Below are 24504 nucleotides of genomic sequence, written 5' to 3'. Positions count from 1 at the left end.
GAGGGTCTGAACGGACGTGCCCCTCGGGTCATTCACCGGCGGGTCGGCGAGCTTCGGCCCGTCATGCTCGTCTGGACCCCGGGCGACCATCGCGGGAGGCCGCCCGGGGTGCTTCGCCAGGAGTGCTCGTGCCTACTTCGGCGCGACGCACTGACCCCAATCGCCGCAGGTCGTCCCCGCCGCGCACGCGCCACACGCGCCACCGCAACCATCATCGCCACACAGCTTGCCCGTGCACTCGGGCTGGCAGGTGTTCGCCGTGGTCGCCAGGTACATGTTGTCGATGTACGCCTGGATGCCGTTGGTCTTGCTCGCGCCGGCGTTGCCCAGATCGATCTCGAACTTGTAGGTGTCCGTGGCCGTCACGGTGAACGGGGGCGGGCTGCACGTCGTCCACGCCGTGCCAACGTCACACGAGAAGGAGGCCACGGTCGTCCACGGCTCGTGCGCCAGGGTGATCTTCACGGGCACGGAGAGGGCCGCGCTCGTCTTCAGGTCCACCTTCCACTGATAGGACGTGCCCGCCTGCAACGCGAACCCCTCCTGCCGGACCTGCACGCTGTAGGGCTGCGTTCCCCCGTTGTCCACGCGCACCCACTGCACGAAGCCGTGCGCCCCGCCCTCGTTGATGATGTCCGTCAGACCGCCGCCGCCCTCGAAGAAGAGATCGCTGCGGTGGTAGGTGTAGTCCTCCTCGAAGCCACAGTTGCGGATGATGTTGTCGGGCGTCCCATCGCCGTTGCCATCCTGGCAGGGCGCCGCCTTGGCCCGCGCGTAACCCGAGTCGCGGTGGAACCAGCGCACGTAGTCCACCTCCAACTGGGCCTTGTCTCCATGGGCCGCCCAGTCGATGTCGACGCACGACCCCGGCGTCTCCTTGCACATGCCGTTCTCACACGCCGCGCCATTGGCGCACTGCGCGCTGGAGGTGCAGGCACGGCCCGACCAGCCCGAGCACCCCAGATCCCCACCCACCGCGTTGTTGAGGATGAGGAACATCGGCTGGCGGAACTCGGTCGCGTTGTCCCCCGTGCTGAAGGTGGCCACCGGCTGCCCACCGTTCTGGGGCAACGCGTCGATGTAGATCTTGAAGCCGTTCTCGTCCCAGAGAAAACCCCAGGTGTGCCACTGGTGGTAGTCGATCGTCTTCCCGCCCCAGATCGCGCGCGCCCCGCCCACGTCCCCGTCGCACTTGGCATCTCCGTTGTTGGGCCAGGAGCTGCACGCGTTGGGCTGCCAGCCCCCCGCCCCCATGGCGCCCTCGCCCGGCTCGGGGTACTCACGCCACAGGGTGTTGAAGCCCATGGCCTCGTTCTGGGGATAGAGGACCGGGTTCTCCTTGATCTGGGTGTACTCCATGATGTCGATCTCCCCCGTCATGGGCCAGCCCACCGTGTCGTCCCGGCCTCCCTTCTCGATGCCGCTGTTGGCCCCGAGCATCCAGATGGCGGGCCACATCCCATTGGGCGGCGTGGTGCCCGCGGGCAGCTCGGCGAAGGGCATGCGCGCCCGGAACTCGATGTAGCCGTAGCGGAACTCGACCTTCTCGTCGCTCTTGATGCGGCCCGAGGTGTACGACGTCTCGTTGTGCGGCGCGTTGCCCGTGCCGTTGAAGGGCGCGCACTCCTCGTGGTCGGACACGCCGTTCTTGTTCTGATCGTACACGCAGTACTTCGTCGCCGCGCAGGTGCCCCCCTCGCCACACTCGGCGTCGGCCGTGCATTGCTTCCAGACGACACAGTCCAGGGACTCGTGCCGCGCACGCAGGCTCAACCTGCCGTTCTCGACACAGTAATTCCAGTCATCCGGATGGTCGGGACACTCCCGGTTGGTGTAGGCCTGCTGCTCGTTGTTGACGCCCAGGTTCTCCTTCGTCCAGAAGTTCGTGTTGAGAAAGGATCTGGGCTGGCCCCCGTTCAACGCCCCGCCGAAGTCCTCCTCCCAGGTCAACGAGTAGCGCTGCCCGTCCACCACGAGGGGAGCGGGTGGTTCGGGGTCCGGCTGCGGCTGTGGTTGCGGCAGCGGCTCCGGCGGCGGCTCCTCGGTCACCTTGCATCCACCGGCCATCAGGCCCAAGGCCAAGAAGGCCACGACCCACTGCATCCCTACAGACTTCCTGCTTCGTCGCATCATTCCGGGGCATTCTCCACGGGGTGTAGACAGCGCTCCGAGGATACGCGGACGCTCCTCCGCGGAGCGCGGGCGTTCGCCGGAAGACCGTCAGAAAAATTGCCTCCCCCTCCTGGAATCCGGTGTGGTTGTCTGCGCCGCCTATGACAGAGCGTGTGAGCAAGATCGCCATCATCGGAGCGGGCGCGGTGGGCGCCACCGTGGCCTACGCGTCCATGATTCGCGGGGTGGCCAAGAACCTCGCCATCTACGACGTCAACCGGGCCAAGGTGGACGCGGAGGTGCTGGACCTGAACCATGGCCTCCAGTTCGTCCCCATGGCCACCCTGGAGGGCTCGGACGACATCGGCGTGTGCGCGGGGGCGGACGTCATCGTCATCACCGCGGGCGCCAAGCAGAAGCCCGGACAGACGCGCATGGAGCTGGCGGAGGCGAACGTGGCGCTGTGCCGCTCGCTCGTGCCCCAGTTGCTGAAGGTCGCCCCCGACGCCCTGCTGCTGCTGGTGACCAACCCGGTGGATGTGTTGACGTACGTGGTGCAGAAGCTCAGCGGCCTGCCCACCAGGCGGGTACTCGGCAGCGGCACGGTGCTGGACTCCTCGCGCTTCCGCTTCCTGCTGGCACGTCACCTGAACGTGGCGGTGCAGAACGTCCACGCCTTCATCGCGGGTGAGCATGGGGACTCAGAGCTCCCCCTGTGGAGCTCGGCCTCCGTGGGCGGGGTGCCCCTGATGCAGTGGGCCGTCCCCGGGCGCGCGCGGCTGTCGGACGAGGACCGCCAGCGCATCTTCGACAACGTGCGCAACGCCGCCTACCACGTCATCCAGGGCAAGGGCGCCACCAACTACGCCATCGGTCTGGCCACGGCGCAGATCCTCGAGGCGCTGCTCCACAACGAGCAGCGCGTCCTCCCGGTGAGCTCCCGCCTGGAGGGCTACCTGGGCATCCAGGATGTGTGCATGAGCGTGCCGAGCATCGTCAACCGCGGCGGCGTGGAGGCGGTGCTGGAGCTGCCCCTGAATGAGTCCGAACGCGAGGGTTTGAAGCACAGCGCGGACACCATCCGGAAGGCCATCCGCACCCTGGGCTTCTGACGTCAGGCGCCAATCCCTGACGCATTCCTCCAGGTTCTCCCCGCGTGGGCGGCGGGAAGTCACTCAGGTCTTCCCGTCTTCCCACGCGGAGAAATACCCTTCCCCGTTCGAGCCGCGGGGGCTCGCGAAAACCCTCTCCTCGAACGGCATCCAGGATGCACTGCCCCGGCCACGGGCAGAAAAGACGCGACAACCACGGTGGGAGAAGGACATGGTCAGAGGGGCTCGGAGCTGGAGAGGGGCAGTGTGTGTCTGGGTAGTGGGTGCTGGTGTGTGTGGATGGGGAGGACAGGGCATGGCCGCCCTGGCCGCGGAGTCCGAGCAGAACTCCTGGGTCTTCGCTCCCGTGGCGGATGCCCGGGTGGAGGGCGCCGCCGCGACGCAGAACTTCGGCGGTTCCTCGGTCCTCAAGGTGGATGGCTCGCCGCAATACGAGTCCTTCCTCCGCTTCGAGCTCCAGGGGCTGACGGGCACCGTGCTCAGCGCGAAGCTGCGGCTGTACGCCACGGATGCGACGGTCAACGGACCCGCCGTCTACACGACACATGATACGTGGCAGGAAGGCACGGTGACCTACCAGACCCGGCCCGGCAACCAGACCTGGGTGGCCAGCGCCGGGTCCGTGGCGGCCAACTCCTGGGTGGAATGGGACGTGACGTCCGCCGTCCAGGGCAAGAGCACGGTGAGCTTCTCGCTGAGTCCCACGGGAACGGATGGCACCGTGTTCAACTCGCGCGAGTCACCCAGCACGGACTCGAGGCCCCAGCTCGTCGTGACGGTGGACGGCGGCGGCGCCCCCACCCAGGGCGGCTGGACGTTCTATGGGAGCGCCGAGGGCCTGCCCCCGCGTGTGCTCGGGGTGAGCGCCGACGCGGGCGGCAACCTCTGGGTGGCGGGCGGAGAGCACGGGCTGTTCGTCCTCGAGAAGGGGCAGACCCGCTTCCGCCGCTTCACGATGGAGGACGGCCTGCGCCCCTATGGCTACATGATCGATGGGAGCGCCCCTCCGGGGACGAAGTACCTCAACGTCATCTCGGTCGCCGGAGGCCCCGCGGGCGTGGCCTTCGTCGGCTATGGCGGAAAGGCTCCCGCCGCGGGCATGCCCTCGTGCGAGGACGAATGGGACGCGGCCCCCTCGTCGGGCCGTACCCCGGACGCGAGCATCTACAAGAGCGGGGACGCGGATCGCGTGACGCTCTCCGGCACCGGCATCCAGGTGGTGCATTACGACATCTCCTCGGGGCCCAACATGGTCGCCGCCGAGCCGCGCGGGCGGGAGAAGCTCTGTCACATCCTGCGCATCGCCTATGATCCGAGGACGCGCAGCGTCTGGTTTGGCGCCAACCATGGCTTCGCCTGGGGCAACGCGGACTTCACCGGCTATTCGTGCGCCCCGGGGACCTGGAACTACGGCTGCGCGGGGGTGATGGAGCATGTCCATCCGGCCATCAACGGCTGGAACGCGAGCGGGACGGGGGTCGTGCTGCTCACCGATGCGTATTACGGCGTCTCCGTGACCCCCAACGGGGATGTCTGGTTTGGGGGTGCCATCCGCTCCACCCGCTTCCGCTATGGCACCCTGGGCTACAACTACTGGAGCGCGCAGGTACAAACCGAGGGCAGCTCCTACAGCGCCAACCGCATCGACGTGTGGCCGGATGCCGTGAGGGAACCCACCCTTCCCACCCGGGAGCAGCGGGTGGATGACAATGTCTCGGGCATGGCGGTGATGGGAGACCAGAGCGTGTGGGTGGGCAGCTTCACCCGGGGCCTGGCGCTGCTGGACTCGAACGGGCAGCGGCTGCGCACCCTGTCCACCGAGCTGGTGGATGGAGCGGGCCGGGTGTCCGCGGTGGCCGCGGACCCGAGCGACGAGAGTGTCTGGGCGGGCGCCAGTTGGGGCGAGGGCCTGAGCCGCGTGCGCGGAGGTGAGGTGCTGCTCTACGGCGCGAGCGTGCTCCCCAGCTTCGTCCACTGGTTGCCCGTGAAGGACATCCAGGTGGACCGCTCCGGCCCCCAGCGCCGCATCCTCATCGCCTTCGATGGCACCCAAAGCAAACCCGGCGCCATCGGCGTGTACACCGGGCCTTGAGTAGCGACGGACCTGGGGACGCCCCGCCTCCGGGGAGGTATCCTCCGCCCTGTACGAGGAGTCCGCATGGCGAATGGCAGCAGGGGCAAGGGAGGCGGGAAACGGTCCGATCAGACGCGCGCCGGCTCCTTGGAGGAGGACGAGCGGGAGTACGCCCGGCGCGCGCGCTCGAACGAGACGCGGGTGGCGCCCGTGGTGGAGGACGAGGAGCCCGAGACGCTCCCCCCTTCCTCCGCGGGCGAGTCGAACCGGACGATGTTCGCCTCCCATGCGGTGCTCTTCGCGGACCGGCTGCGCGAGCGCTTCGCCCAGAAGCGCTACGGTCGCGCACCCCACCTGCGCATCCTGCGCATCGACGAGCCGGAGGGGCCGAGCACCGCGGGAGGACGCCTCGCCCGGCAGCCCCTCTCCCTCGTCACCCGGAGCGGCACGGCACCCACCCTCGTCTGTGGGTGGGTGGATGTCGCCCGGGAGGAGGCCCAGCTGCGCGGCTATGAGTCCGTGGCGAGGCGCTACGAGGCCCACCATGGCACGCCGCTGGATCTGGCCGCGAAGGACTACGAGCGCTTCCTCGAGGATCTCGAGGTGGCCTTGCGCTCGGGCGGCATCCGGGTTCGCGTGGTCATCCCCGATGATCCCGTGCCTTCCCGGGAGTCCTCCCCCTCCCCCACGGCCACCACTCCCCGGGGACTGCCGCTGGGATGGGGGGCCGTCGCCATCGCCGTGGCCTTCCTGCTCGGCGTGCTCGTGGGCCGGTGGAGCAGCTGATCGAACGCACCAGGGGCATGATCAATCGGGCAGTGCTCAACCGAAACGCCGTCTCCCTCACACGTCCGGCCAGGTATGCACCGGCATGCCTTCCTCGGAGTAGGCCAGGTAGCGCTCGAACATCGCGGTGAGCGCCTCGTGCCGGGGCCGGTCCGCCTCGAGCCGCGCGAGGGCATCGAGCTGCCAGCGTGCCCCCGTGCGGCCCGTGCGCAGCCGGCCCTCGAGCAGCTCGAAGAGCGGCTCCACATCCTCCGGCTCCACCCCCGCCGACACGAGCCCCTGCCGCGCCCGCGCCAACAGACAGGGCAGGAGATCCCGGACGGGCTGGGCCGCGAGCGGCTGGCCAGGACGACCCGGCCAGTACAGGGGCGCGTCCAGCCCCTCACGCGCCGCGCGGTAGAAGTTCGTGCGCGCGCAACGGAAGGGCATTCGCGACACGAGCGCCTCCACTTCCTCCATCAGCGACAGGGTCAGCCCCAGCAGCAAGGCACCATTGGCCAACATGTCCGGCACGCTGGGCCCGGAGGGAAGCGCACGCATCTCCACCCGCACATGGCCGCCGCCCGAGGGATCGTACACCGCGCGGTTCCAGGGATAGACGGTGCCCTGATGCATCCTCAGCTCGCTCAGGCTCGGCACCCCGCCGCGCTCCACCACCTCGAGCGGGGCCTCGTGTCCCAGGACCGCGAGGATGGGGGGATGGAGTGCCACCCCCTGGGCGAAAAGCTCGTGAGCGCCCTGTCGCACCCAGCCGTGGCCGAAACCCGTGCGCGAGGGAAGTTCCATCGACTCCTCCTCACTCGAGCGTCCGTCCGTCAACTGGCGATAGAGCGTGATGCGCGTCTCGTGCCACAACCTGCGTCCGAGGAAGAGCGGCGAGTTGCCGCAAAGCGCGAGCACCGGGGCGATGGCGAGCTGGGCGGCGTTGTGCGCTCGCGCGAAGTCCGCCGGATCCACCTTCAGGTGGTACTGCAGCGAGGTGCAGGCGCTCGCCGCGCTGATGTACTCCAGCTCGTGGCTGAGCGTCTCCTCCCCCTCGATGTGCAGCCGGAAGGGGCGCGCGCGGTGGCCACGCAGGCCGTGCTGGAGGGCCCGGTAGCGCGGCAAGGGAGAAATCACTCCCGGCACCAGTTCCTCCAGCCGCAGGGTGGGCAGCACGCCCACGAGTGCCACACGGCCGCCGACTTCGCCCGCGGCATGCCGCAACCGCGCGAGCATGCGCGTCAGATCCGCCCCGAACTCGCGGAACGGCCTCCCCGCCAGCGGCACCACCCCGGCGTTGATCTCCACGTTGAAGCGGCCCAGCTCCACCGTCAGTTGACTGTGACGGGCACGCGCGAGCACCTCCCCACAGACATTCAGGGCGCGGCCCCCCAGGTCCACGAGGTGCGCCTCCAGTTCGGCACCCAACGTGCGCGGCCCCACGCCGAAGCCTGGACGGGCGAGGACTCGCTCCAGCGCCTCGAGCGACTCCTCCAGCCGCGCCGAGAAGCGCGCCACCTCTTCCGGAGTGAACTCCTCTTTCTCGAGGGCCTGACCCACGGGGCCTCCTGTCGTCACATTCAAGATAGGGAGCCTCTCTCCTGAGGAGGGAGCCCCCATGGACTGGCGGCCAATACCGTGCCCAGGGGCGAGACCTCCCTCGCGGGCGTGCCATTCAGCGCTCGGCTGGACAGTTGGCCGCCAGCCAGCGGCCCGTCGAATGGCTTCCAGGTATGATCGAACCCATGTCCACCACTGCTTCCGCCATGGCCCTCTCCCCCGCGCCGACCTCCTCGTCGCTGCCCGAGGGAGAGCTTCGTGAGGGCTCGCAAGGACCCGAGGTGCAACAACTCCAGACGGTGCTGGTGCGGCTCAAGTACCTGACAGCCCGGGCGGATGGGGAGTTCGGGCCGAAGACGAAGACCGCGCTCCAGTCCTTCCAGAGCGACTGGCGGCTCCCCCCGGACGGCGTCTATGGGCCCGGCACGCGCGCGGCGCTCCTCAAGGCCCTGATACCCGTCTACAAGCCGAAGGTGGTGTCCAAGCCCTCCCCCAACCACGAGCCGCGCCGGGGCACGGACATCGACGTCATCCTCCTGCACCACACCGCCTCCAACCGCGCCAGCGTGGACCTGGCCACGCTGCGCAAGGGCAGCGGTCCCAATCGCGTGAGCGCGCACTACCTCGTGGCGCCCGGAGGGACGCTCTACCAACTGGTGCAGGACTCACGCGCCGCCTGGCACGCCGGGGTGTCCTCGCTGTACGGGGAGACGAAGCCCAGCGTCAACCTGCGCTCCATCGGCATCGAGCTCACCAACGACGGCTCCGGCACGACGCCCTTCACGGAAGAGCAGTACCGCATCCTGGAGCGGCTCGTGCCGTACCTGGCCCGCACGTACCGGGTGCCCAAGGAGAACATCCTCGGCCACCGCGACGTGGCCCCGGGCCGCAAGACGGACCCCGCCGACAACTTCGACTGGGCCCGCGTACGCCGCGCCGTGGACGCCGTCCTCTGACGCGCTCAGTCCCGCCGGCGCAACCGCAGCTGGATGCCGCTTCGAGGCCTGGCGAAGGGAACCATGATGTACGAGAGATCCTGGCCCGGCACGAGCTCCCACGTGTAGTGCTTGAGCAGCAGCGCCAGCATCACGCTCATCTCCACCATCGCGAAGTGCTGTCCCAGGCAGATGCGCGGTCCCCCACCAAAAGGGATGAACGTGCCCGGCTTGCGCTGCTCGTTGCTCGCGGAATTGAAGCGCTCGGGATCGAAGCGCTCCGGGGCCGGCCACTGGTCGCCCGCGTGCGCCGTCCGGATGCTCACGGGCACCATCCACCCCTTGGGGATGCGGTAGCCGTTGTAGGCCACGTCCCGCGTGGTGACGCGGAAGGCCCCGCCAATGGGGGGAATGAGGCGCATCCCCTCGTGGATGAGCTGCACGAGGTAGGGCATCGCCCGCAGCCCATCCAGGGTGAGCGGACCCTCCAGGCCCGCCACCGCCTCGCGGCCCTTCTGGAGCACGTCCGGATGCTGGGCCAGGAGCAGCATGAGGTTGCAGGTGGCGGTGACGGTGGTGTCGTGTCCGGCGAAGAGCAGCAACTGCAACTCCTCGACGATGGCCTCTCGCGACAGGGGCTCCTCACCCTCGCGGTGCCGCAGCAACGAGCCCAGCAGATCCGGCGGCTGCTCGGTGCGCTTCTGCCGCTCGGCGACGAGCTGATCCAGATAGGTGATCATCGCCTTCTTCGCGGCGAGCGCCCGTCCGAACGTCGTCCAGGGCAGGTTCACCGCCAGCGGGACGAAGAGCCCCGCCGTCCACGTCTGGAAGTGACGCATCAGGAACGGCACGTCCACGGTGTCCTGGCCGAAGATGAGCGACAGGGCGATCTCGAAGGCCAGCTCCCGCATGGCGGGCCACAGGGTGAAATCCCCCGGGAGCGCCGCCCAGCGCTCGAAGTGCCGCGTGGCGAGCGACTCGATGGCGGGCACGAACCCGCGCATCGTCGCGTAGCTGAAGTGGGGCGCGAGCAGGCGGCGGCGCTCCAGGTGCTCCTCGCCCTCGAGCAGCGCCAGGCTGTTGGCTCCGAGCAGTCGGCGGACTCCCGAAGTCCAGCGGTTCTTCAGGTACTTGCCCTCGCCCGCGAAGATCCACTGGATGGCGTCCGGGCCGAGCAGGAACACGGTGGGCGAGCCCAACACGTGCGAGCGGAAGACGGGGCCATACTGACGCCGCCGGCGCGCGGTGAAGGCCCCACTGGAGCGCAGGAAATCCAACGTCTCGCCGAGCAGCGGGAGTCCCGAACTCCCGGGCGGAAGCGGAAGGTTCTCGGGAGAGGGAGCATTGGCATCGGCCTGGGGAGTCATGTCGCGTGTCTCCGGGCCGTGGGGGAAGTGGCCCTTGGAGACGCAAGATTACAATTCCACCGCACCCAAAGGAGAGTCCCCCCCGCGGCAATGGGAGGCTTTGACACCCTCCTCGAGGGCGTGGTAGCCAGACGAGCGCTGGACCGCAGCAGTGACGCTGCTGCGGGCCTCCTCCTCGAGGGGGCGAACAAAGCTACGTCACCTGAACCCGTGGGCCGCGAGGCCCCAGACACGGGAAGGTGGCGAGCCTTCGTCACCTCCCCGCGGAGGAGATGAAGATGACCACGAAGCGCCCCCCCGACGAAGTGGCGACCGCATACGACGTCTGGTCCGAGGTGTACGACACCCAGGCCAACGCCACGCGTGACCTCGACGCCGCCATCCTCCAGGGCCAGGACCCAGCCCTCTTTCGAGGCGACGTCCTGGAGATCGGCTGCGGCACCGGGAAGAACACCGAGTGGCTCGCCCCCCGGGCCCACAGCCTGCTCGCGCTCGATGCCTCGGAGAAGATGTTGAACCGCGCCCGCGAGCGCCCGGGGGTGCACCACGTCCAGTTCTTCCTGCATGACCTGCGCGAGCGCTGGCCCGCCGCGGAGGCCTCTCGCGACACCGTCACCTGCAACCTGGTGCTGGAGCACATCGAGGACCTGTCCTTCGTCTTCTCCGAGGCCAGGCGAGTCCTCAGGCCAGGCGGCGCGCTCTTCGTCTGCGAGCTGCACCCCTTCCGGCAGCTCCAGGGCAAGCAGGCGTACTTCGTGGACCCGGACACCGGCGCCCTCCAGAACGTCCGCAGCCACCTGCACGACGTCTCGGAGTACCTGAACGCGGCCGCGGACGCGGGCTTCGTGCTGGTGCGAGCGAGGGATGGCCGGGACCCGGGCGCACCGCGCTCGGACGTGCCCCGGCTGCTCGCCCTGCTCTGGCGGAGGGCCTGAGCACCCGCCCTCCCAGCCCCCTCAGGAGGCTTCCGCTTCCTCCTGGACCACTGGGACCTCGGTCTGCATCGGCAGTTCGAGGAGGAAGGTGGCCCCCTGTTCCAGGCCAGGACTGGAGCAGGACAGCCGCCCCTTCATCTCCGCGGCGGCCAGGGCGCTGATGTGCAGGCCAAAGCCGTGCCCCATCTTCTTCGTGGTGAAGCCCTGGGAGAACATGCGCCCCAGGTTCTCCGGAGCGATGCCGACCCCATTGTCGGTCACCTCGATGTGCAGCTGCCCTGGCTCGGGTGCGCGCCGCACGTGGATGCCCAACCGCTTGTCCTGCTTCGGACTCGCCACCAGCGCATGCCGCGCGTTGCTCACCAGGTTGATCAGGATCTGCAGCAGCTTGTGCCGGTCCACGAAGATGGGGGGCACCTCGTCGTAGTCGCACTCGACGCGGATGCGCAGACGATCAAAGGAGACGGCGTGCAGGCGCAACGCCTCGTCGATGAGCTGCGGCACGGCCACATGCTCCACGGCGCCCGCGGCCCGCGCGTGCTTCTGCTGCATGCTGACGATGGAGTTGATGTGCTCGACGCTCTCTCCCAGCGAGTGCATCTCCCGGAGCATGGCTTCCCGCTCCTGCTGGAGCTGCTCGGACAGCGCGATGAGGAAGGACGGGAGCTTCTGGCCCTGGGGATCCCGGGCGAAGAAGGCGGGGACGTCGGCCAGGTGCTCACGCAGCAGGGTGGCGACCCGGGTGAGGCTCGTCACCCGGGACCTGCGGATCTGATCGATGACGAGGCTGGTGGAGATGTTGACGCTGTTGAGGGTGTTGCCCACGTTGTGGAGCACGCCGGTGGCGATCTCGGCCATGCCCGCCTGGCGCGAGACGTCCACCAGGGTGCGGTGCATCTCCCCCAGCCGGGCCTCGGCCTGCCTCCGGGCGGTGACATCACGGCCGAAGATCGTCATCCCCACGACCTGGCCCCCCTCCTCCACGATGGGATGCACGCTGGTGTCCAGCACCAACAGGCCCTGCTGGTCCTGGTAGATCTGCTCGAAGCGCAGGCGCTGGCCCTGGAGCACCTGGACGAGCCGGGCATCCCAGGCCTTGCGGCTCTCGGGCGGCTCATTCTGGAAGAGGGGCATCCCCGGCTCGAGCACGATGCCGCCACGGTGCTCGTAGATGAACCTCGCGGCCGAGTTCGCGGTGAGCAGGCGCGCTTGTGAATCGATCGAGACCACGATGTCGTCGGTGCTCTCGAAGACGCTGTTGAGCTTGCTCTGGCTGTCGCGAAGCTCGCGCACCGTGCGCTCGATGGTGGCCTGCGCCGCGTCGCGCGCGGTGCTGTGCAACGAGCTCAGGGCCCATACACCCAGGGAGGAGATGCCCGCGAACACATGGCTGAACCAGAGGCCGCTGATGGTGAGGGTGCTGGGGTCGATGCCCACCTGCGACCGGTAATACGGGTGGAGCAGGCCCAGCGCCACGAAGAGGACGAGGGTGATGGACAATCCCAGCCGTGGCCCCACCAGGTACACCGCGAGGACGGGCAGCAACATGTTCACGGCATGATCGCCGCCCGTGGGTCTCCTGCTCACGAAGGTGGTGATCACCAGCCCCAGGGACAGGGTCGCCAGCAGCACCATCGCGGGCGCGATGGGAGTGCGGCCCCTGCGCGCCAGCACCAACGTCCCCAGGTAGCCGACGCTGGCGAGGAGGGCCGCATACGGGTGGTTGCCCTGCGAGAAGGAGCGCAGCAGGAACACCACGTTCATCAGCGAGAAGAAGCAGGCGGCGCCGACCATGAGCCGGTGGCGGACGAGCTCCGAGGGCTCCGCCCGCCGCAACGGCTCCGAGAGCAGGGAGTCCAGCCGCGCCAAGAGCCAGGAGCGGATCACCGGGGGCGCGGAAGCCTCCCGCCGGGGCTCGGGTGGCGGGTGCGCGGAGGGGAGTGTCTCGGGCGTGGAGAGATTCGCCATGGCTGCGTGGCGGCACTCGCGGGGATGGGCTCGCGGCGCGGCTCGGGCGATTGTCCTCGGGGACTGGGTTTTTCCCAAGAGACGGACGGGGAGCCGCCAGCCGAGCGCTCGTGGAGGAGCCCTCACGCGCCTCACCCATGGACGGACTCTCCCCTCAGATCGCTGACGCCAGGGCCGTGATACCCTCCCGGGCGCTCTCACTCACCGGCTCCTGGCTCGGTGGCTCGAGCTGGCGGTACTTGCGGATCCACCCCTGGAAGTCCCACGTCTGGAGGAACCGCTCGGCGGCCGTGTAGCCCGCCTGGTACAGCGCGTGGACCTGTTCCGCGCGCAGACCAAAGTCCGTGGTCTTCACGCCCAGGGTCGGGATGGCGATGGTGCGATCGAAGTTCTTCTGCTCGACGTAGCGCGTGTCGTGCGCCTCGAGCATGGTGGAGATCACCGCCTCGAGCAGCGAGAAGGGCCCCTGGATGCGGCTCGGCACCACCTCCTCCCGGCCATCCGCCCACGTCCGCTCCACCAGCTTGAGTCCGAACGTGGGCCAGCGCGGGTGGGCGCTCCCGTCATCGAGGATGTCGACGGGGAAGTTGCTGAGCACGCCGCCATCCACGATGAAGCTCGTGTGTCCCTGGCCATCCTGGAGCCGCACGGGCTCGAAGAACAGGGGGATGCTCATGCTCATCCGCACCGCCCAGGCCACGTCGAGCTGCTCGGGATCCCGCCCATAGTCCTGGATGTCCCACGGCAGGACGAGCTGCTTGCGCCGGGAGAGATCCGTGGCGACGACCTGGAGCCTGTAGCGGTACTTCGGGTCGACCTCCCGTCCCTCCTCATCCTCCCAGTGCAGGTCCTTGAAGGTGTGCACCCGGCGAGGCGAGTCGGCCAGCAGCTTGCGCAACCAGCTCTCGAGGTAGGCGCCCTCGTAGAGACCCTTCTCCCGGAGCAGGCTCAGCGCGGGGCCCACCACGGGGAGCCGATCCAGGCGGCTCATGTCCCGGAAGCGCCGGTAGTCGAGCCCCGCCATGATGCCGCGCACGTCCCTCGACGAGTACCCCGCCGCCACCAGCGCCGCGACGATGGCTCCAGCCGAGGTGCCCACGACGTTCTGCGGCTTCAGCCCCCTCGTCTCCAGGTACTCGACCGCTCCCGCCAGTGCGATGCCCTTGACACCTCCCCCCTCGAACACCAGATCCACCTTGTCGGGTTCCATCCTTGCTCCGTCCTCCTCGAAGAGACAGAGGGCAGCGGGCACTGGATGTGAAGGAGGCGGGCCCGGGCCAGCGGCCATCCGGACGCCCGTCCCGTCCCTGTTCAAGGACGCGCGTCGAAGTGCTCCTGGGCCCGGGCGACCTCGTCGATGTGTTGCTCGGCCCACTGGCGAAGCGCATCCACCGTGCCCGCGAGCGTCCGCCCGAGCGGAGTGATGGCGTATGGGCTTGCCCCAGTTACGTGGGGCAGGCTCAGTCCTCGCACGCTGCCGGGAATGGTCGCCTGGGGACTGAGCCAGGCTAAAGCTCTTCGCGGATCGGCTCCGGAAAAATGCCGTGACGGGCTAGCGAGCAGAAGTCCGATAGGATTGTCTTGGCGTAATAGGCTATGAGCGGCTCGCCCGGGAATTCCTCGCGTAGCTCGCCTGATGTGGCCGTCATCGCGACACCGGACGGGGAAACTGCCGCTCAAGCCAGACGACGATAACCGCGTGGAGACCCTCGATTGACGGCAGGCTTTGGAACGCCTCACATCGTGAACAACTTCGCCCAGCTCTCGGCGGGTCTCGTCAAGGAGCTGCGCGAGGAGCTGAAGGAGCAGCCGTCAGGCCAGGGGGGCTCCTCGCTTCAGCGGATGGATGAGCTGCTGAGCTGGCTCGAGCAGAACGTCGGGAAGATCGAAGAGCATGGCAATGAAGCTGGCTCCGCAGGACTTCGGGCGGGTCCTCCTGAACCTCCTCAACAACAGCCTGTACGCCGTTGCGGAGAAGAGAAAGCAGGTGGGGCCGGGCTTCTACCTGAAGGAGCAGGACGCCCACGGTCCGCAAGAGGCCTTCCTGCTGGGCCTGGAGTTCGCCCACCTCCATCCGAGTCCGGACGGCAGCCTCCACCTGCCCCTGCCGGAACCGCTGCGCAGCAAGGCGATCGCGAGCGGCTGGGCGGAGAAGCATCCCCTCGCCGGTTATCCCAGCGTCTCCCGCGACATCGTCATGGTCTACGCGCCGCGGGATCCGGCCGAGATCGAGGTGGTCACCACGCTCGTGACCGCCTCCTGGCGCTACGCGCGCGGCAGCGCTTGATGTCACAGCCGAGCACCGCGTCCCTCGAGCCCTCGCAGGCTCCCCGAAGGAAGATTCCACGGTATGGTTCAGGTATCGGATCAGGCCTGGCGCGTCTTTCACTGGACGTGTTTTGGAATCCACAGGACGAGGCCAGGTTCGCGAGCCCTCATGCCTATACCGTCCAGCCCCCGAGCCCCGCTGGCCCGAACGACGCTCCTGAAGATGGGGGGGCGCATCGGAGTCATCATCGCCCTCTCCACGCTCTTCAGCTATCTCCACATGCTTCACACCCTGCGCACCAAGGCACTCGCGCAGTTACAGCAGCATGTCACGGAACGGAGCGCGCGGGAGCAGGCCCTCTTCGTGTTGGCGGAGGACAACCACGCCTTCCTCAAGAAAGCCCTGGAGGAGCGGATCCGGGCGCTCGAGCGGGAAGACGTGAGCGCCCGCTTCGACCGGCTGTTCGTGCGGTTGCCCGATGGCACGGTCCGCAGCAGACCCGAGCTCGTCGACGGGTCGAGAGAGGTGCAGGGCTTCATTGCTCCGCACGTGGTCATCGACGCCGGGTTCCGCGCCCGGTTCATGGCCGCGTATGACGTGCTCACCTGGTATGGGCGGGCCCTCAGCGTCCGGTTCAACACGATCTACATCAACCTGATGGAGGGGGCGATCGTGGGCTTCTGGCCGTGGGCGCCCTCCTGGGCACAGCAGGCCAGCTCGGATTTCTCGATCACCGACTACGAGGACTACGCGCTCACCCAGCCCAAGAACAACCCAGAGAGGAAGACCATCTGGACGGGCATCTATCTGGAGAACGTCTCCCACGCATGGATGGCCTCGGTCGGGACGCCGGTGGACGTGGACGGACAGCATGTCGCGTCAATCGGCCACGATGTGCTCCTCGACGAGTTCATGCATCGCACCGTCAACGATCATCTGCCCGGTGCCTACAACATCATCTTCCGCGAGGACGGCCAGCTCATCGCGCATCCCGATCTGAAGTTGGAGGGAGTCACCACGCCCTACAACATCCCGCACGCCGCCGAGCAGCCCGCGGCCAATCGTCTCGGCTCAAAGGAGAACGCGGCCCATCTGCGCGACATCTTCGAGCGGGTGAAGAACCGCGCGCCCGATCAGACCCTCCTGGAGCTGCCGGAATACGACGAGTACATCGCCGTGATGCGGCTGAAGGGTCCCGGCTGGTACCTCGCCACGGTGTTGCCCGAGAGCATGGTGACCCAGCCCGCCTTCGCCGCGGCCCGCTACGTGCTGCTGCTCGGCCTGCTGTCGCTGCTGGTGGAGCTGATCATCATGTACCGGGTGCTCCAACAGCAGATCTCCCGTCCGCTGGAGAACCTGACCCAGGCCACCGACAAGGTGGCGGCCGGCAACTTCAAGGTGGCGCTGGATACCGCTCGCCACGATGAGCTGGGGCAACTGGCCCGCGCCTTCCAACTCATGGCCGACGAGGTCCAGCGTCGCGAAGAGGCCCTGCGCCAGAGCAATGAGAACCTGGAGCAGCGGGTGGAGGAGCGCACCCGGGAGATCAAGGAGCTCCACACGCAGTGGCTGCAGACGGCCCGGCGGGCGGGCATGGCGGAGATCGCCACCAACGTGCTGCACAACGTGGGCAACGTGCTCAACAGCGTCTACACCTCGGCCCAGCTCGCCAAGGACCGGATGGCTGGGATGCGCGTGGACCACGTGGGCCGGGTGGCCCGGATGCTCGAGGAGCAACAGTCCGACCTCACCACCTTCCTCAGGCAAGACGCGCGAGGACGTCACCTGATGCCCTTCCTGGACAAGCTGGGGAAGAACCTGCACGAGGAGCGCGAGCAGATCATCTCGCTGCTGGATGACGTGGGCCGCTATACCGAGCACATCGGCGACATCGTCAAGGTGCAGCAGAACTACGCCCGCACGCCCCGGCTGCACGAGCAGGTCACCCTGGAGCAGCTGGTGGAGGACGCCCTGCGCATCAACGCGGCCGGGCTGACCCGTCATCAGGTGAAGGTGGTGCGCGACCTCGCGTCCCTGCCCCCCGTGATGACGGACAAGCACAAGACGCTGATGATCCTCGTCAACCTGGTCAGCAACGCCAAATACGCCCTGGACACGGTGGCGCCGGGCGAACGGCTCCTGACGGTGAAGCTGGAGCAGGTCTCCACCGACCGCTTCCGCATCGGCATCCATGACAATGGGATGGGAATCGCGCCGGAGATGCTCATCCGCATCTTCCAGCATGGCTTCACCACGCGCGCGGACGGGCACGGCTTCGGCCTGCACGCGAGTGCCCTGGCCGCCCAGGAGATGGGGGGCTCCCTGACCGTCCACAGCGAGGGGCTCGGACGCGGAGCCACGTTCACCCTGGAGTTGCCCTACCACCCGGTCCTGCCACAACAGGCCGCCTGATCCGGCCCCATTGTTCCATCCCATGGACGCCGCTGTTCCAGACGCGCCACTTTGGATCCAAAACATCGCTTTCTATATCCAGCACCATGTCCCGCGTATAGGCGGGATAGAGGCCATGTGGAGGGTGAGGGCTGGAGCGCAGGTGCCGAGGAGGACCGCTGACAGGGGCCGCCCGAGCAGTGAGCCAGGCGGGTGGACAGGCCGCGCAGCCCCGTGAGGTACACGACTGCCCAGGCCGCGCTTGCATGGGGTGCGCGGTAGGTGACTGGGCCTTTTGGCTCTGGGGAGGCGTAAGCCTCAACACCACGCGGCCTGGGGGGGCCCTCGCGCCGGGGCCCGCCTCGCACCTGCCGGGGGCAGGCCCAGGTGCTCCAGAATCGCTCTCACCCCTCCCGCTTCCTTCACGTACGCCAATACACTCCGCCTGCCTCCAGCCAGCGGCCATCCGGATGCCCGTCCCGTCCCTGTTCAAGGACGCGCGTCGAAGCGTTCCTGGGCCCGGGCGACCTCGTCGATGTGTTGCTCGGCCCACTGGCGAAGCGCATCCACCGTGCCCGCGAGCGTCCGCCCGAGCGGTGTGATGGCGTACTCCACGGTGACCGGAACCGTGGCGAAGACCTGCCGCGTCACCAGACCGTTGCGCTCGAGCTTCTTGAGCGTCTGACCCAGCATCTTCTGCGACACCCCCTGGAGCCGGCGCTTCAACTCGTTGAAGCGCGTGGGCTGCTTCACGAGCACACCCAGGATCAACACGGTCCACTTGTCGCCGATCTGATCCAACACCAGACGCGCCGGACAGCGCGCCGAGTAGGCATCTCCCTTGCGCTCCTTCTTCATCGCCGCCATGGTTCCCTCCAGGTAACCAGAATACCTCCAGGTGTCCTCTTTACACCAGGTTTCCCGAAGTGACTAATGCGCGCCTTCACACCAAGGAGACGCGCATGAATCCCGCCCCACGACCGCTCAAGACCCTGGAGGCCCCCGGCTTCGGGCACCACTTCGCACAGCTCAATGGCATCCAGGTGCACTACACGCTCGCCGGTCACGGCGGCGAACCCCTGCTGCTGCTGCATGGCTGGCCGTTCACCTGGTTCACCTGGGCACGCGTCATTCCCGCGCTGGCCGCGACCCGGACGGTGATCGCCCCGGACCTGCGAGGCTTCGGGCACAGCAGCCGGCCCCTGACGGGTTATGACCTGCACACCCTGGCCGACGATGCCGCCGCCCTGCTCGAGCATCTCGGAGTGCGCCGCGCCGATGTCGTCGCGCACGATCTCGGTACGGAGGTCGCCTTCATGCTGGCGTTGCGCCACCCGGGCAAGGTGCGCCGGCTGGTGTTGAGCGAGGCCATCCTCGCGGGCCTGCCGGGCGCGGAGTCCTTCCTCGCCCAGGGCAAACCGTGGTGGTTCGGCTTCCACGAGGTGCCCGAGCTGGCGGAGCGCGTCCTGGTCGGCAACGAGGGGGCCTATCTCGACTGGTTCTACGTCCATCACACGTACGGGCAACGGGGCATCCGGCCCGAGGCGCGTGACGAATACGTGGCCGCCTTCTCCGGAGTGGAGGGCCTGCGGGGCGGCTTCGGACCCTACCGGGCCTTCAAGGGCAACGCCGCCCTCATCCAGGAGGCCGCGCGGGCCCGGCTGAGGGTTCCGACCCTGGCACTGGGCGGAAACGTGGTCGGCGAGGCGTTGTACCGCCAGCTCGTGCCCCTCGCCGACGACGTGACCGGGCACCTCATTCCCGAATGCGGCCACGCCATTCCGGAGGAGCGCCCGGAGGAGCTCCTGCGTCACCTGGCCCACTTCCTCGGCTGAAGTCCGGAGCGCGGAAGCGTGGGCCACGAGCTGCTAGACTTGGGACATGTGCCGGAACATCAAGCCCCTGTTCAACTTCGCGCCTCCCGCCACCGACGAAGACATCCGCGCGGCGGCGCTGCAGTTCGTCCGGAAGATCGCCGGCACTCGCAAGCCGTCGAAACAGAACACCGACGCCTTCGAGGTCGCCGTCGAGGAGATCTTCCAGAGTTCCAAGCGCATGCTCGAGGGGCTGGTGGCGACAACGCCGCCACGGGACCGCGTGAACTTCGAAGCGGCCAGGCGGCTGCGCTTCAAGAAGGCCGAGCCCCGGTGAGCCAGCACGCCTGGAGCCACGCTCCAGGCGCGTCGCGGCTCGGAGTTCAGATCGAGGCCCCCATTTCATCGAAGATGGAGGTGCGCTCGAAGAAGATGAGCGTCTTGCCATTTCCGCGCTCACAGATCTCCAGACACTCCAACACGCCGCCATTCCCGTTCAACTCGGCGACGAGGCGCTCCGGTTCGAGGATGCGATGGGTGATTTCCTCGTTCTCGCGGCCCACGATGATCTGCACCGTGCCCGCCTCACTGCCCTTGGTCTCCAGCATGATGTCGACGAGCGGCAGGCGTTCGGACAGGGGCTGGTCTCCCATATCGGGGCTGATGGACTCGACGCGCACCCATTCGTCGTGTTCCTGCTTGCTGATCCGGGCGAGGTAATCCGCCCATTGCTCCCGGGGAATCTCCTGGTTGATGTGTGTCATGGGGCGCCTCCGCGCTGTCGTGTTGCTCTTGAACCGTAAGGCGTGTGCCGCGCGGATGACGGGCCCGCTTCCCTGATGCGCCGGGGACCCCCCGACCGGGCCCTGGCTCTTCGGCGTCCAGGACACGTCCGGACTCCCCCCGGAGACCCTTCTCCCCGGGCGGACGAGCGGACGGCGAACCCCCACGTTCCAGGGGCGCGGGATAGACTGGAGCTGGATGATCCCCCCCCTCCTGCCGCTCGATGAACCCAGGCGTCTGCAGGCCCTGTTGCGCCTGGAGCTGCTGGACACCCCGGCCGAGGAGCGCTTCGACCGCATCGTCCGGATGGCGGCGCGGTTGTTCCAGGTTCCCATCTCCCTCGTGTCGCTGCTGGACGAGTCGCGGCAGTGGTTCAAGGCGCGGGTGGGCCTGGATATCCCCTCCACGGCGCGCGGCATCTCCTTCTGCGGCCACGCCATCCTCACCCCCCACACCTTCGTGGTGCGCGACGCCCTGGAGGATCCGCGCTTCGCCGACAACCCGCTCGTCACGGGCACCCCCCACGTGCGCTTCTACGCGGGTCATCCCATCCACGCCTCGGACGGCAGCCCCATGGGGACGCTCTGTCTGCTCGATCGCCGGGCGCGCGACTTCACCGAGGCGGAGCGCCAGCAGTTGGAGGACCTGGCCTCGTGGGTGGAGCTGGAACTCAATGCCCTCTCCATGAAGGAGGCGCGCACCGCGCTGGCCCAGCAGGAGCGCTTCTTCGAGCTGTCGGTGGACATGCTCTGCATCGCCGGGCTGGATGGAACCTTCCGGCAGCTTGGCCGGGCGTGGACCCGCACGCTCGGCTACTCCGAGCAGGCGCTGTTGGCGAGGCCGCTGCTGGAGCTGGTGCACGAGGAGGAGCGCGCCGCCACCGCCGAGTGGCTGGCGCGCGGGGCCCAGGGCGAGCCGCTCCCCCGCTTCGAGCACCGCTGCCGGGGCCAGGACGGCACCTGGCACTGGCTCCAGTGGAACGCCACCGTCAACGTGGAGGAGGGCATCTTCTACGGGGTGGCGCGCAACGTCACCGAGCAGAAGCGCCTGGAGGCCAAGCAGCGCCAGGTGGAGCTGATGAAGAGCGAGTTCGTCTCCACCGTCAGCCATGAGCTGCGCACGCCCCTGACCTCCATCCGCGGCTCGCTCGGCCTGCTGGAGGGGGGCATCCTCGGAGAGCTGCCTCCCCAGGCCCAGGACATGGTGCGCATCGCGCGGACCAACACCGAGCGCCTCATCCGCCTCATCAACGACATCCTCGACCTGGAGAAGATGGAGTCGGGCAAGCTGGACTTCCAGCTCGAGCCCCTGGAGCTGGGCACGCTGCTCGCCCAGGCCGTCGAGGCGCACCAGGGCTACGCGGAGGAGTGCGGCGCCCGGGTGGAGCTGGCGCTGGCGGCGCCCGGCGCCCGGGCCCTGGTCGATGGGGACCGCTTCCTCCAGGTGCTGGCCAATCTGTTGTCCAACGCGCTCAAGTTCTCCCCGCGCGGTGAGCGCGTCACGCTGCGGCTGGAGCGGGTGGGCTCGCGGCTGCGCGTGAGCGTGGAGGATCACGGACCGGGCATCCCCGAGTCCTTCCGCGCGCGCATCTTCGAGAAGTTCGCCCAGGCGGATGGCTCGGACAGCCGGCGCAAGGGAGGCACCGGACTGGGGCTCTCCATCACCCGGGCGCTGGTGACGCAGCTCGGAGGCACGCTGGATTTCGTCTCGCGCGAGGGCGTTGGCACCACCTTCCGGGTGGAACTGCCCGAGTGGCATGCCCCGGCGGACCCCCGAGACACGCCCGGGCCGCTCCGGGAGAAGACGGCCGTGGCCTCCGGGCCAGGGTCCGGGCGCCCGCGCCTGCTGCACGTGGAGGCGGACGAGGACAACCGCCGCGTGGTGGCGGACGTGTTGAGGGACGTGGCGGACGTGGTCCCCGCGCGCGGCCCGGCGGAAGCCGAGTCCGAACTCCGCGCCGAGCCTTTCCCGCTGATCATCGCCGAGAACGTCCTGCCCGACGGAGGGCTGATGCCCTTGGAGCCACTGCTCGCCGCCGCCCCGGTGGTGCTCTTCTCCGTGCGCGAGGCCGAAGCGGAGCTGGCCCGCCAGGTGTCCGCCGTGCTGGTGAAGTCCCGCGCCACCAATGAGGAGCTGCGCGCCGCCGTCCTCCGCCTGCTGCGCGCCTCCTCCCTCCGCTCCCCTTCCCCGCCTCCGAGCAATTCCCACTGACAACCCGGCGGCGCTCCTCCGCCGCCGGGCTGCTTCAGGCCAGTCCCCGCCAGGATGACAGCCTCGGGACAGGCGCTTGGTGCGTCAGAACGGGCACTGCCTGTTGCCAGTGTTGGACGTGGCGGTGTTCTTGTACGCGGCGTCGAGGAACTGCGTGGTGACCTGGGTGGTCCCTTCGCGAAACCCGCTGGCGCCCCGGATCGCACATCCGGTTGCATACATGAAGCTGCTGTTGGTGATGAAGGGGCCAATCTCCCGGTAGACGTTCACGTTCGCATCGCCCAAGACACCATCGCCCGGGTTGCTGTTGTTCGAAACCCCCCCGTTGGTGACGAGCACATGGTCCAGAACGCTCCCGTCCGCCTTCCAGAAATGCAGTCCGTTCCAGTAACCCCTTTCAAGGGTTTCCACATCCGGGACGAAGCGGATGGGTGCAGCCGCTGTTCCCTTGGCAACCAGGGCTGCTTTCCAGATAGAACTATAAGCAATCACCAACGACGCCCCCCGGGCGAACTGGATTTCCGTCCCCGCGGTAAGGGTCAGTGTGGGGTTGTAGATGGAGCCCACCTCCATCCGGCTGGTGATGGTATAAGGAACGCTCAACTTGGGCCAGGTCTGGGTGGTGCCAATACCGCCCAGGATCTCCACGGAATTGGGAGTATTGTTGATGAAGACAGTGTCCACGAGCGCGGAGCCGGCATCATCCCCGTTGATGCTCATGGCATACCGCCCATTGTCACGCACCGTCAGCTTGCCCGAACCCGCACCAACTCCCACGTGTCCCACGTAGAGACCGGGTCCGCTGCTCTTTTGAAGAATGACATTGCTGACGACAGGGGTGGGAACATTGCGGCTTCCATAGAGATTCAGATTGCCCCTGCCATCAAGCTCGAGGCTGTGATCCCCGGCCCCCGCGTACTCGAAGATGGCGTGGGTGATGCGGCTGGGAACGCGCCAGTAAGCAATATGCACGCCTCTCCAATGACCGGGCATGGGGTTGTCCGAATCCGCCGTGAATCGGATGGGCGCGGTAGCGGACCCCTCGACCATTACATTCGCCATCTTCCCGTTGAAGCCAACATTGAACTCGGCGTTGGCCCCAAAGCGCAACTCCGTCCCAGCGGAGAGCGTCAGCGTGATGTTCGTGTCCTGATCAGGACCTTCCACGTTGATGACGCCATTGAGCACGTAGGCACCACAGCGCGGGGTCCAGGTCTGCGTGCGCAAGACATTGCCAGTAATCTCGATGGCATCGCGCACGTTGCCCGTGAAGGTGCACTCCGCCGGCAGCGTGCTGACCTGGTTGGCATCCAGGCGCACCGCGTAGCCCGCGCTGTCCGTCACCTTCAGCCGCGCCGACTCCGCACCGAAACCGCCTTCCTCCGCCACCTTCACTCCGGCACCACCGCTGCCGCGCACCGTCACGTCCTGGAGCACGGGCGCCGCCTTGTTCAATACCGCCAGACAGGCCCCTTCTCCCGAGGCCTGCCCACAGTGACTGAGCGTGACATGGCTCAACGCCGACACGCCCTTGTCCGTGGCGAGCACCACGCCCCGCCAGGAGCCCGGGGTGGCGGCGGTGTAGGCCGACAGCTGGATGGGCGCCTGGGCCGTGCCCGGGGCCTGGAGCTCGCCGTCGCGGATGCGCAGCTCCGCGTCCTGCTCGAAGCGCACGTCCACCCCGGCCTCCAGGGTGAGCGTGGCGCCGTTGTCCACCGTGAGCTGCCCCCGCACCAGATGCGGGTTGTCCGCCACGCGCCACGTCTCGTCGGCGGTGATGGGCGTGGCGTGCAGCGTGGGCATGACGCTGAGCGAGGCTTGCCCCGTCTGCGTCACGCCCTCCGCCGTGGCGCTGGCCGTGACGGTCGCCGTCCCCAGCGCCACGCCGGTCGCCGTGCCCTCCGCGTCCACCTTCGCCACCGCCTCGTCACTCGAGCTCCAGGTGAACCCGGAGACGCTGAAGGTGTCGCCGTTCTGATCCGTGGCGCTGGCGGTGCAGCGCGAGGAGCGCCCCACCCCCACGGGGTTGGGGGCACAGGTGACGGCGATCGTGCTCAACCGCGGCGTCTCATCCATCGGACTACCAGGACACCCTCCGAGCACCAGCACCGCGGGCAACCAGGGGAGGGCCTTATGGAACTTCATGGACCGTGAACTCCTTTCAAACGAATGTCCCGCGAGCATAGCCGGTGGGGCATTCTCCGT

Annotated in this window: 19 protein-coding genes; 10 read left to right on the top strand and 9 right to left on the bottom strand. The window is 68.1% G+C overall.

Features of this window, described 5'->3' with window-relative positions:
* Positions 1-132: 132 nt before the first annotated feature.
* On the bottom strand, positions 133-2091 hold the full coding sequence (locus tag F0U63_RS15125) for a carbohydrate binding domain-containing protein (RefSeq protein WP_395846614.1): 1959 nt from the start codon (positions 2089-2091) through the stop codon (positions 133-135).
* A gap of 194 nt (positions 2092-2285) precedes the next feature.
* On the opposite strand from F0U63_RS15125, the gene F0U63_RS15120 reads away from it, so the two are divergent.
* From F0U63_RS15120 to F0U63_RS15110, 3 genes are all read left to right on the top strand, one after another.
* Positions 2286-3224, top strand: a complete 939-nt coding sequence (locus tag F0U63_RS15120) for an L-lactate dehydrogenase (RefSeq protein ID WP_395846613.1) — start codon at positions 2286-2288, stop codon at positions 3222-3224.
* A gap of 295 nt (positions 3225-3519) precedes the next feature.
* On the top strand, positions 3520-5316 hold the full coding sequence (locus F0U63_RS15115) for a DNRLRE domain-containing protein (RefSeq protein WP_395846612.1): 1797 nt from the start codon (positions 3520-3522) through the stop codon (positions 5314-5316).
* A gap of 66 nt (positions 5317-5382) precedes the next feature.
* Positions 5383-6084: a hypothetical protein gene (locus tag F0U63_RS15110; protein ID WP_395846611.1), complete on the top strand. Its 702-nt coding sequence runs from the start codon at positions 5383-5385 to the stop codon at positions 6082-6084.
* A 57-nt stretch (positions 6085-6141) separates the two neighbouring features.
* Here F0U63_RS15110 and F0U63_RS15105 read toward each other — a convergent pair whose 3' ends face one another.
* Positions 6142-7626 carry a glutamate-cysteine ligase family protein gene (locus F0U63_RS15105; protein WP_395846610.1) on the bottom strand — a complete coding sequence of 495 codons (1485 nt, stop codon included), beginning with the start codon at positions 7624-7626 and terminating at the stop codon, positions 6142-6144.
* 185 nt (positions 7627-7811) lie between these two features.
* Between F0U63_RS15105 and F0U63_RS15100 the strand changes: the two genes are divergently transcribed.
* Positions 7812-8582 (top strand): N-acetylmuramoyl-L-alanine amidase, encoded by a 771-nt coding sequence (locus F0U63_RS15100; RefSeq protein ID WP_395846609.1) that lies wholly within the window; start codon positions 7812-7814, stop codon positions 8580-8582.
* A 5-nt stretch (positions 8583-8587) separates the two neighbouring features.
* Here the strand turns inward: F0U63_RS15100 and F0U63_RS15095 are convergent, their stop codons facing one another.
* Positions 8588-9928, bottom strand: a complete 1341-nt coding sequence (locus tag F0U63_RS15095) for a cytochrome P450 (protein WP_395846608.1) — start codon at positions 9926-9928, stop codon at positions 8588-8590.
* A 278-nt stretch (positions 9929-10206) separates the two neighbouring features.
* Here F0U63_RS15095 and F0U63_RS15090 point away from each other — a divergent pair, with 278 nt between their 5' ends.
* Positions 10207-10863, top strand: a complete 657-nt coding sequence (locus F0U63_RS15090) for a class I SAM-dependent methyltransferase (RefSeq protein WP_395846607.1) — start codon at positions 10207-10209, stop codon at positions 10861-10863.
* Between the two features lie 21 nt (positions 10864-10884).
* On the opposite strand, the gene F0U63_RS15085 is transcribed toward F0U63_RS15090, so the two are convergent.
* The 3 genes from F0U63_RS15085 to F0U63_RS15075 all read right to left on the bottom strand — a co-directional run bounded on the left by F0U63_RS15085 (position 10885) and on the right by F0U63_RS15075 (position 14304).
* Positions 10885-12831, bottom strand: a complete 1947-nt coding sequence (locus F0U63_RS15085; protein ID WP_395846606.1) for an ATP-binding protein — start codon at positions 12829-12831, stop codon at positions 10885-10887.
* 154 nt (positions 12832-12985) lie between these two features.
* Positions 12986-14041: a patatin-like phospholipase family protein gene (locus F0U63_RS15080; RefSeq protein WP_395846605.1), complete on the bottom strand. Its 1056-nt coding sequence runs from the start codon at positions 14039-14041 to the stop codon at positions 12986-12988.
* 101 nt (positions 14042-14142) lie between these two features.
* Positions 14143-14304, bottom strand: a complete 162-nt coding sequence (locus tag F0U63_RS15075; protein ID WP_395846604.1) for a hypothetical protein — start codon at positions 14302-14304, stop codon at positions 14143-14145.
* Positions 14305-14731: 427 nt separating this feature from the next.
* On the opposite strand from F0U63_RS15075, the gene F0U63_RS15070 reads away from it, so the two are divergent.
* Positions 14732-15118, top strand: a complete 387-nt coding sequence (locus F0U63_RS15070) for a luciferase family protein (RefSeq protein ID WP_395846603.1) — start codon at positions 14732-14734, stop codon at positions 15116-15118.
* Positions 15119-15322: 204 nt separating this feature from the next.
* Positions 15323-17512, top strand: coding sequence for an ATP-binding protein (locus tag F0U63_RS15065; protein ID WP_395846602.1), 2190 nt, complete (start codon positions 15323-15325; stop codon positions 17510-17512).
* A gap of 468 nt (positions 17513-17980) precedes the next feature.
* Here F0U63_RS15065 and F0U63_RS15060 read toward each other — a convergent pair whose 3' ends face one another.
* A complete protein-coding gene (locus F0U63_RS15060; protein ID WP_395846601.1) occupies positions 17981-18358 on the bottom strand; it encodes a winged helix-turn-helix transcriptional regulator in 378 nt (125 codons plus the stop codon).
* A 95-nt stretch (positions 18359-18453) separates the two neighbouring features.
* On the opposite strand from F0U63_RS15060, the gene F0U63_RS15055 reads away from it, so the two are divergent.
* Positions 18454-19326: an alpha/beta fold hydrolase gene (locus tag F0U63_RS15055; protein WP_395846600.1), complete on the top strand. Its 873-nt coding sequence runs from the start codon at positions 18454-18456 to the stop codon at positions 19324-19326.
* A gap of 46 nt (positions 19327-19372) precedes the next feature.
* Positions 19373-19642 (top strand): DUF2277 domain-containing protein, encoded by a 270-nt coding sequence (locus tag F0U63_RS15050; RefSeq protein WP_395846599.1) that lies wholly within the window; start codon positions 19373-19375, stop codon positions 19640-19642.
* A gap of 46 nt (positions 19643-19688) precedes the next feature.
* Here the strand turns inward: F0U63_RS15050 and F0U63_RS15045 are convergent, their stop codons facing one another.
* Complete coding sequence (locus F0U63_RS15045) at positions 19689-20069, bottom strand: DUF5335 family protein (protein ID WP_395846598.1); 381 nt, start codon at positions 20067-20069, stop codon at positions 19689-19691.
* A 217-nt stretch (positions 20070-20286) separates the two neighbouring features.
* Between F0U63_RS15045 and F0U63_RS15040 the strand changes: the two genes are divergently transcribed.
* Positions 20287-22299, top strand: a complete 2013-nt coding sequence (locus tag F0U63_RS15040; protein ID WP_395846597.1) for an ATP-binding protein — start codon at positions 20287-20289, stop codon at positions 22297-22299.
* Between the two features lie 84 nt (positions 22300-22383).
* Here F0U63_RS15040 and F0U63_RS15035 read toward each other — a convergent pair whose 3' ends face one another.
* Positions 22384-24444, bottom strand: coding sequence for an Ig-like domain-containing protein (locus F0U63_RS15035; protein WP_395846596.1), 2061 nt, complete (start codon positions 24442-24444; stop codon positions 22384-22386).
* Between the last annotated feature and the right edge of the window lie 60 nt (positions 24445-24504).

This window comes from Cystobacter fuscus (assembly GCF_044360685.1).
Taxonomy (GTDB): domain Bacteria; phylum Myxococcota; class Myxococcia; order Myxococcales; family Myxococcaceae; genus Cystobacter; species Cystobacter fuscus_C.
Note: the sequence above shows the minus strand (reverse complement) of the source record. Positions and strands in the feature narration are given on the sequence as shown.

Excerpts from the sequence above, each read along its gene's own strand:
- F0U63_RS15115 (WP_395846612.1), top strand. The coding sequence starts at position 3,520 with ATGGCCGCCCTGGCCGCGGAGTCCGAGCAGAACTCCTGGGTCTTCGCT.
- F0U63_RS15110 (WP_395846611.1), top strand. The coding sequence starts at position 5,383 with ATGGCGAATGGCAGCAGGGGCAAGGGAGGCGGGAAACGGTCCGATCAG.
- F0U63_RS15100 (WP_395846609.1), top strand. The coding sequence starts at position 7,812 with ATGTCCACCACTGCTTCCGCCATGGCCCTCTCCCCCGCGCCGACCTCC.
- F0U63_RS15095 (WP_395846608.1), bottom strand. The coding sequence starts at position 9,928 with ATGACTCCCCAGGCCGATGCCAATGCTCCCTCTCCCGAGAACCTTCCG.
- F0U63_RS15090 (WP_395846607.1), top strand. The coding sequence starts at position 10,207 with ATGACCACGAAGCGCCCCCCCGACGAAGTGGCGACCGCATACGACGTC.
- F0U63_RS15085 (WP_395846606.1), bottom strand. The coding sequence starts at position 12,831 with ATGGCGAATCTCTCCACGCCCGAGACACTCCCCTCCGCGCACCCGCCA.
- F0U63_RS15080 (WP_395846605.1), bottom strand. The coding sequence starts at position 14,041 with ATGGAACCCGACAAGGTGGATCTGGTGTTCGAGGGGGGAGGTGTCAAG.
- F0U63_RS15070 (WP_395846603.1), top strand. The coding sequence starts at position 14,732 with ATGAAGCTGGCTCCGCAGGACTTCGGGCGGGTCCTCCTGAACCTCCTC.
- F0U63_RS15065 (WP_395846602.1), top strand. The coding sequence starts at position 15,323 with ATGGGGGGGCGCATCGGAGTCATCATCGCCCTCTCCACGCTCTTCAGC.
- F0U63_RS15060 (WP_395846601.1), bottom strand. The coding sequence starts at position 18,358 with ATGGCGGCGATGAAGAAGGAGCGCAAGGGAGATGCCTACTCGGCGCGC.
- F0U63_RS15055 (WP_395846600.1), top strand. The coding sequence starts at position 18,454 with ATGAATCCCGCCCCACGACCGCTCAAGACCCTGGAGGCCCCCGGCTTC.
- F0U63_RS15050 (WP_395846599.1), top strand. The coding sequence starts at position 19,373 with ATGTGCCGGAACATCAAGCCCCTGTTCAACTTCGCGCCTCCCGCCACC.
- F0U63_RS15045 (WP_395846598.1), bottom strand. The coding sequence starts at position 20,069 with ATGACACACATCAACCAGGAGATTCCCCGGGAGCAATGGGCGGATTAC.
- F0U63_RS15040 (WP_395846597.1), top strand. The coding sequence starts at position 20,287 with ATGATCCCCCCCCTCCTGCCGCTCGATGAACCCAGGCGTCTGCAGGCC.
- F0U63_RS15035 (WP_395846596.1), bottom strand. The coding sequence starts at position 24,444 with ATGAAGTTCCATAAGGCCCTCCCCTGGTTGCCCGCGGTGCTGGTGCTC.